General features: G+C 73.7%; 6 protein-coding genes and 1 pseudogene. 4 read left to right on the top strand and 3 right to left on the bottom strand.

The window, feature by feature from the left end; all coding sequences use genetic code 11:
- Both DLJ47_RS15900 and DLJ47_RS15895 read right to left on the bottom strand, forming a co-directional pair.
- Window positions 1-114, bottom strand: a pseudogene (locus tag DLJ47_RS15900) (histidine phosphatase family protein); the annotation flags it as partial.
- Window positions 115-241: 127 nt separating this feature from the next.
- A complete protein-coding gene (locus DLJ47_RS15895; protein WP_109900784.1) occupies window positions 242-472 on the bottom strand; it encodes a hypothetical protein in 231 nt (76 codons plus the stop codon).
- 186 nt (window positions 473-658) lie between these two features.
- On the opposite strand from DLJ47_RS15895, the gene DLJ47_RS15890 reads away from it, so the two are divergent.
- The 4 genes from DLJ47_RS15890 (at window position 659) to DLJ47_RS15875 (ending at window position 4507) form a co-directional block, all read left to right on the top strand.
- Window positions 659-1387: a histidine phosphatase family protein gene (locus tag DLJ47_RS15890; RefSeq protein WP_109900783.1), complete on the top strand. Its 729-nt coding sequence runs from the start codon at window positions 659-661 to the stop codon at window positions 1385-1387.
- A complete protein-coding gene (locus tag DLJ47_RS15885; protein WP_109900782.1) occupies window positions 1371-2240 on the top strand; it encodes an NAD(P)H-hydrate dehydratase in 870 nt (289 codons plus the stop codon). Before DLJ47_RS15890 ends, DLJ47_RS15885 begins: the two co-directional genes overlap by 17 nt.
- A gap of 148 nt (window positions 2241-2388) precedes the next feature.
- A complete protein-coding gene (locus tag DLJ47_RS15880; RefSeq protein ID WP_109900781.1) occupies window positions 2389-3879 on the top strand; it encodes a S8 family peptidase in 1491 nt (496 codons plus the stop codon).
- Between the two features lie 127 nt (window positions 3880-4006).
- Window positions 4007-4507: a hemerythrin domain-containing protein gene (locus DLJ47_RS15875; RefSeq protein ID WP_109900780.1), complete on the top strand. Its 501-nt coding sequence runs from the start codon at window positions 4007-4009 to the stop codon at window positions 4505-4507.
- Window positions 4508-4549: 42 nt separating this feature from the next.
- Here DLJ47_RS15875 and DLJ47_RS15870 read toward each other — a convergent pair whose 3' ends face one another.
- Complete coding sequence (locus tag DLJ47_RS15870) at window positions 4550-5404, bottom strand: metallophosphoesterase family protein (RefSeq protein WP_109900779.1); 855 nt, start codon at window positions 5402-5404, stop codon at window positions 4550-4552.
- Window positions 5405-5440 lie beyond the last annotated feature (36 nt).

Genomic DNA, 5440 nt, shown 5'->3' with positions numbered 1-5440 from the left:
GCCCAGCTCCCGGTCGCGCAGCCGCTCGTCCCGGACGACCGGGAGGTCGGTGCCGGCCAGCGCCAGCTCGGCGGTGCGCACCGCGCGCAGGTACGGCGACACCACCGCCAGGTCGGGCCGGCGGGGCGACCGGGCACGTGGGGCGGGGCCGGCACGACGCGGCGCGGAGACCGGGTCGGCAGCGGCCGGCGCCGGGCACGCGGAGGCCGGGCCGGGGTCGCCGGCCCGGCCCCGGTCGAGGTCAGCGACCTTCCTGCTGGAGGCGGTTCATCAACATCTGCTTGCCCTGGTCGCCGGCCTTGCGGTTGTTCTCCTGGATCTTGCGGAACCAGGTGGCGAGCTCCGTGTCGCCCCGGGCGTCGGCGTCGGCGATGTACGTCTCCATCCGGTACACGTGCTCCAGCGACATCTGCAACGTGTGGATGAGGTCGTAGTTCTTGTCCCTCACCGGGCTCATCTGTTCCTTGGTCATGGTCGCCACGGCGCAACCTCCCCTGTCGGTCATCGTGGAGCCAGCGCTTACCCGGCCGGGCCGGGTTCACGCCCGCCGGACGGCCGCCAGGGCCCGACCCCGCGCCGGCCGGCGTCGGCCGACCACCGGGCCGGGCCGCCGCGCCCGGGCGATTACCCGCCGGGACGCCCGGGTACGGGTTGCCCCATGGAACTGGCAGCGCTCTGGATCGTCCGGCACGGCGAGAGCACGGCGAACGTGGCGGCGAGCGCGGCCGAACGCTCCGGCGCCGAGCTGATCGACCTCACCCACCGGGACGCCGACGTGCCGCTCTCGGCCACTGGCGAGGAGCAGGCCCGGGCCACCGGCCGGTGGCTGGCCGGGCTGCCCGCGTCGCGCCGGCCCGACCTGGCGGTGGTGTCGCCGTACCTGCGCGCGGTGCGCACCGCCGAGCTGGCGCTGGCCGGCACCGACATCCCGGTCGTCCGGGACGAGCGGCTGCGCGACCGGGAGCTGGGCATCCTCGACGGGCTCACCGGCCACGGGGTACGCCAACGGCTGCCGGAGGAGGCGGCGCGCCGGGCCCGGCTCGGCAAGTTCTACTACCGGCCGCCGGGCGGAGAGTCCTGGACGGACGTGGCGCTGCGGCTGCGTACCCTCCTCGGCGACCTGCGACGCGACCACCCGGGCCGGCGGGTGCTGCTCTTCGGCCACGACGCGCTGGTCTTCCTCACCCGCTACCTGGTCGAGCAGCTCACCGAGGCGGAGCTGATGGCGCTGACCCACGGGCAGGTCATCGCGAACTGCTCGATCACCGGCTGGTCCGCCGACGCGCGCGGCCGGCTGACCCTCGACGTGTTCAACGACGTCGCCCACCTGCGCCAGCAGGGCGCGCCGCCGACCCGGGAGGACGAGGTCCATGCCGAACCGGTCTGACACCCCGGTCATCACCCCGCGGCTGCTGCGGGACTGGGCGCTGCCCGTGCCGACCGGCGGCAAGGAGGCCCGCGGCACGGTGCTGGTGGTGGGCGGCTCCCGGTTCACCCCGGGCGCGGTGCTGCTGGCCGGGGTGGCCGCGCTGCGGGCCGGCGCCGGCGTGCTGCAACTGGCCGCCGCCGAGTCCACCGCCGCCGCGCTGAGCATCCAGGTGCCGGAGGCGCTGGTGGTGGGGCTGCCGGAGACCGCGGACGGCGCGGTCGCGGGCCAGCCCGGCGACCGGTTGACCGAGCTGGTGGCCGAGGCGGACGTGGTCGCCGTCGGCCCCGGCCTCAAGGAGATCGACGAGACCCGCTCGCTGCTCGGCCTGGTGCTCGACGCGGCCGGCCCGGAGACCGCGCTGGTGCTCGACGCGTACGCCCTGGGCGCGCTCAGCCACTGCCCGGACCTGCTGGTCGGCTCGGGCCGACCGGTGGTGCTGACCCCGAACCTGACCGAGGCGCGGCACCTGCTCGGCCGGGAGCCCGGCGACGACCTGGACGCCGAGGCGGCCGAGCTGGCGCGGCGGTACGACGCCGTGGTCTCCCTCTACGGCCACATCGCCACGCCGGACGGGCGCGGTTGGCGGGAGGAGAGCGGCGACGCGGGCCTCGGCACCTCGGGCAGCGGCGACGTCCGGGCCGGGCTGCTGGCCGGGCTGCTCTCCCGGGGCGCCGAGCCGGCGCAGGCCGCGTGCTGGGCCGCGTTCGCCCACGCGGTCAGCGGGCAGCGGCTGGTGCCCCGGTTCGGCCGGATCGGTTTCCTCGCCCGCGAGCTGCTCGACGAGATCCCGCACACGCTCGCCACCGTCTGACACCTTTTGTCCGCCCGAGCGGGTGTGTGTAACGCCACACCGACTCCCAGCGCTTGTTGCACAGAGGCAAGCATCCTGCCTGCTTCTCGCCGGTCCGCGCTCCCCCGAGGGCGCGTCAACCGGCGGGTAACGGCCCCTGGGAGTCTGTGTGAAGAACCTCCGTCGCAAGACACTGGCCGCCGCGTCCGCCATGACGCTCGGCGTCGGTCTGGCCGTCACCGGTGGGCTCGCGCCCGCCGCGGCGGCCGCCGGCCCGGACACCACGTTCCTGGTCCTCGCGCCGCAGGGCGCGAAGACCGACAAGGCGGCGGCCCGGGTGGCCGCCGCCAAGGGCACGGTGGTGGCCAGCTACGACCAGATCGGCGTGCTCGTCGTCCGCTCGACCAACCCCGACTTCGCCACCGACGTGGCGGGCGCGGGCGTCGAGTCGGTGGCGTCCACCGCCGGCCTGGGCACCGCCCTCGACGAGGGCGAGACCGTCGAGGTGGCCGCGGCCGACGCCGTGGCCGCCACCGCGGATCCGACCAAGGAGCCGCTCTTCGGTCAGCAGTGGGACATGCCGATGATCGGCGTCCCGCAGGCCCACGCGATCAACGCCGGCAGCGCCGACGTGGTGGTGGGCGTGCTGGACAGCGGCATCTCCAGCAGCCACCCCGACCTGGCCAACCAGATCGCGAAGGACAAGAGCGCGTCCTGCATCGGCGGTGTCGCCGACACCACCGAGGCGGCCTGGAACCCGACCACCTCCGACCACGGCACCCACGTGGCCGGCACCATCGCCGCCGGCGTCAACGGCGTCGGGGTGACCGGGGTGGCGCCGGGCGTCAAGGTGGCCGCCGTCAAGGTGGTCAACGACGACCAGTTCATCTACCCGGAGGCCGCGATCTGCGGCTTCGTCTGGGCCGCCGAGCACGGCATGCGGGTGACGAACAACAGCTACTACATCGACCCGTGGGAGCTGAACTGCCGCAACGACGCCCGGCAGCGTCCGGTGTGGCAGGCCGTGCAGCGGGCCATCCGCTACTCGCAGTCCAAGGGCGTGCTCACCGTCGCGTCCGCGGGGAACTCGAACTGGGACCTCGCGCACAAGAACTACGACGACGACCGACCCAACGACGGCAGCTACCCGGACGAGTCCGCCGAGCTCAACAGCGCCTGCCTCGTCCTGCCGGGTGAGGCGCCGGGCGTACTGACCGTCTCGGCGGTCGGCCCGACCGGGGAGAAGAGCTACTACTCCTCGTACGGCCAGGGCGTGGTCGAGGTGACGGCGCCGGGCGGCGACACCCGGTTCCGCACCCAGGGTGCCCGGTCGACGATCACCGACGGCATCCTGTCGACCACCTTCAACACCACCACCCGCACCAACGGGTGGGGCTACAAGCAGGGCACCTCGATGTCCAGCCCGCACGCCGCCGGCGTGGCCGCGCTGGCCCTGTCCGCCCACCCGGGCATGACGCCGGGCCAGCTCAGCTCGTTCCTGCAGCGCACGGCCGAGACGACGGCCTGCCCGGAGGGGGTCTACAACCCGGTGCCGCTGATCGCGGCCGGCCCGAACGCGTACGACGCCACCTGCTCCGGCGGGGCGCGTAACTCGTTCTACGGCGCGGGCATGGTCAGCGCGTACAACGTGGTGCGGTAGCCGACGGCACGACCAGTGGTGGGGCCCGGCGGTGATCCGCCGGGCCCCACCCGCTTGGGCATACCAGTTTCCGCAGCTCACCGCGGGGGTACCGGACGAGCATCCGTCGAACCTAGGAGGTCACCCGGTGTCCACCGATGCCATCGTCCTGCTCAAGGAGGACCACAAGGAGATGCGCCGCCTGTTCAAGGCCTTCCAGGATGCCGAGGAGGGGCCGGCGAGCAAGCGGAAGCAGTTGGTGGGTCAGATCATCGAGGCGCTCACCGTGCACACGTACCTGGAGAACGAGGTGATGTACCCGGAGGTCCGCAAGCTCCTGCCGGACCTGGAGGACGACATCCTCGAGTCGTACGAGGAGCACCACGTCGCCGACCTGCTCTGCGCCGAACTGTTCACCATGGACGCCGAGGACGAGCACTTCACCGCCAAGACCACTGTGCTGATCGAGAACGTGCTGCACCACGTCGAGGAGGAGGAGCAGGAGTGGTTCCCGAAGGTGCGCGAGGCGCTCGGCCGTAAGCAGTTGCAGGAGATCGGCGAGCGGATGATCGAGCTGCGTGACGGCGCCCCCCGCAAGCCCACCGACCCGAAGGCGCTCAAGAAGTCGCTGCACGCGGTGACCGCCTGAGCGGTGACGGCGCGGCGGGCCCCGGCGCGGCGGGGCCCGCCGTCATGCCGGGGGCGCCGGCAGGATCCGCCGCGGCCGCCCCGGCGGTACGGTGCGCTGCCGCCACTCCCGCGGGTAGCCCACCGAGACCTCCTCGAACCGGACGCCGTCGTGCCAGGTTGTCCGGGGGATGTGCAGGTGCCCGTAGACCACCGCGGCGGCGTCGAAGCGCAGGTGCCAGTCGGCGGTGGCCTCGGTGCCGCACCACTGGGCGAAGATCGGGTAGCGCAGGATCCGGGTCGGCTCGCGGACCAGCGGGTAGTGGTTGACCAGCACGGTGGGCAGCGCCGGCTCCCGCTCGGCCAGCCGCTGCCGGGTCTGCTCGACCCGGGCCGCGCACCAGTGCGCCCGGCTCGGGTACGGGTCGGGGTGCAGCAGGAACTCGTCGGTGCAGACCACCCCGGTCCGGTACGCCTCGGCCAGCGCCGCCTCCCGGGTGTCGATCCCGTCCGGCAGCCAGCTGTGGTCGTAGAGCAGGAACAGCGGCGCCACCAGCACCGGCCCGCCCTCGCCCCGCCACACCGGGTACGGGTCCTCCGGGGTGAGTACGCCCAGCCGCCGGCAGACCGCCACCAGGTGCTGGTAGCGCTCCAGCCCGCGCAGCGTCACCGGGTCGTTCGGCGGGGACCACAGCTCGTGGTTGCCGGGCGCCCAGACCACCCGCGCGAAGCGGTGCGCCAGCAGCCCGAGCGCCCACTCGACGTCGGCAACCGTGTCGGCCACGTCGCCGGCGACGAGCAGCCAGTCGTGCGGCGAGTCGGCGTGCAGGCCCGCCACGATCTCCCGGTTCTCCCGGTGGTTGACGTGCAGGTCGCTGATGGCGAGCAGGCTGCCGCCCGTACTCCCGTCGGCCACCATTCCTCGATCCTATGGACCGCCCATCCCCGCCGCGAC

Origin of the sequence: Micromonospora sp. S4605, assembly GCF_003176715.1 — a bacterium.
Taxonomy (GTDB): Bacteria; Actinomycetota; Actinomycetes; order Mycobacteriales; family Micromonosporaceae; genus Micromonospora; species Micromonospora echinaurantiaca.
This window is presented reverse-complemented; position numbering and strand designations above follow the sequence as displayed.